2 protein-coding genes are annotated in these 1777 nt (G+C 69.3%); both read left to right on the top strand.

Going from position 1 to position 1777, the window contains the following annotated elements:
* The coding region (locus AC1DTW_RS28075) for a methyl-accepting chemotaxis protein (protein ID WP_477985319.1) at window positions 1-354 on the top strand (354 nt) is incomplete at its 5' end.
* Between the two features lie 148 nt (window positions 355-502).
* Window positions 503-1777: methyl-accepting chemotaxis protein (locus tag AC1DTW_RS28080; protein WP_477985321.1), on the top strand; the 1275-nt coding region annotated here is incomplete at its 3' end.

The raw sequence follows: 1777 nt of genomic DNA on the forward strand, positions 1-1777 counted from the left end.
AGCGCCGAAGCGGCGAAGGAGATCAAGGGGCTGATCGGCGCCTCGGTCGAGAAGGTCGAGGGCGGCTCGAAGCTCGTCGCCGATGCCGGTCGCACGATGAAGGAGATCGTCGGCTCGGTGCAGCGCGTCTCGGACATCATCGCCGAGATCAGCGCGGCCGCCAGCGAGCAGAGCCAGGGCATCGGCGAGGTCAATACCTCGGTCGCGCAGCTCGATCAGATGACGCAGCAGAACGCCGCGCTGGTCGAGGAGTCGGCCGCGGCCGCGCAAAGCCTGAAGGATCAGGCGGGGCAACTCGCGCAGGCCGTCGGCAGCTTCAGGCTCGGCGAGACCCGCGCGACCGCCGCGGCCTGAAGAGGCCGGGAGGTCCGCGACGGCGCGAACCGCGCCGCGCATCGTGTCTCAAGGTTGACCGGTGCCGGTCGATAGAGAGTGCATCCCCCGCGCTCGCGGCCTCCATCCCTCTGTCCGGCCGCGCCGAGAGCCGCGCATCGACATCACCATGTTCAACACACTCAGCTTCAATCGAAAAATCGGCCTGCTGATGCTCAGCGCCGTGCTCGGCATCGCGGTCGTCTGCGTCAGCGCGGTCTGGCAGACCCGCAACGAGATCATCCAGGGCAAGCAGGCGGCGCTGCGCACCGCGGTGCAGGCGGCGCAATCCATCGTGCTCGCGTTTCAGGCCCGTGCCGCCGCCGGCACGATGAGCGAGGCCGACGCGAAAAAGGCCGCGCGCGAGGCCTTGCGCCCGGCCCGCTACGGCAGCAACGAGGGCAAGGGCGACTACTTCTTCATCTTCACGATGGACGCCGAAGGCGTGATGCACCCGTTCAAGCCCGAATGGGAGGGCCAGCCGATGCTCGGCAAGGTCAAGGACCAGCAAGGCGTGGACATCCTGAAGGCGATGACCGACGGCCTGCGCGCCAGCAAGGACGGCACGACCTTCGTCGAGACCCAGTTCCCGCGCCCCGGCACCACCGCGCCGGTGCCGAAGCTGCAGTTCGCGATGGGGGTTCCGGGCTGGAACTGGTTCATCGGCTCGGGCCTGTACATGGACGACGTCGACGCGCAGGTGCGCGCCGCCATGGTCAAGCAGCTCCTGACCGGGCTGGCCGTGCTGCTGGCGATCGTCGCGCTGTCGTGGAGCGTCAAGCGCAGCGTGTTCGCGCAACTCGGCGGCGACCCGCAGAAGGCGATGGACGCCATGGCCGACGTGGCCAGCGGCAACCTCGCGATCGACCTCGGCAGCGCGCCGCAGGGCAGCCTGCTCGACGGCCTGAAGCGCATGGTCGATTCGATGCGCTCGACGCTCGTGCAGGTGCGCAGCTCGACCGACAGCATCGGCACCGCGAGCACCGAGATCGCGACCGGCAACCAGGACCTGTCGAGCCGCACCGAGCAGACCGCGTCGAACCTGCAGCAGGCGGCCTCGTCGATGGAGCAGCTGACCGGCACCGTGAAGCAGTCGGCCGACTCGGCGCGCCAGGCGAACCAGCTCGCGAGCTCGGCCGCCGAAGTGGCCGCACGCGGCGGCGCGGTCGTTTCGCAGGTCGTCGCGACGATGGACGACATCAACGCGAGCTCGAAGAAGATCGCCGACATCATCGGCGTGATCGACGGCATCGCGTTCCAGACCAACATCCTCGCGCTGAATGCGGCGGTCGAAGCGGCGCGCGCCGGCGAACAGGGCCGCGGCTTCGCGGTCGTCGCCAGCGAGGTGCGCAGCCTCGCGCAGCGCAGCGCCGAAGCGGCGAAGGAGATCAAGGGGCTGATCGGC

The sequence above is a fragment of the Rhizobacter sp. P5_A1 genome (genome assembly GCF_056400745.1).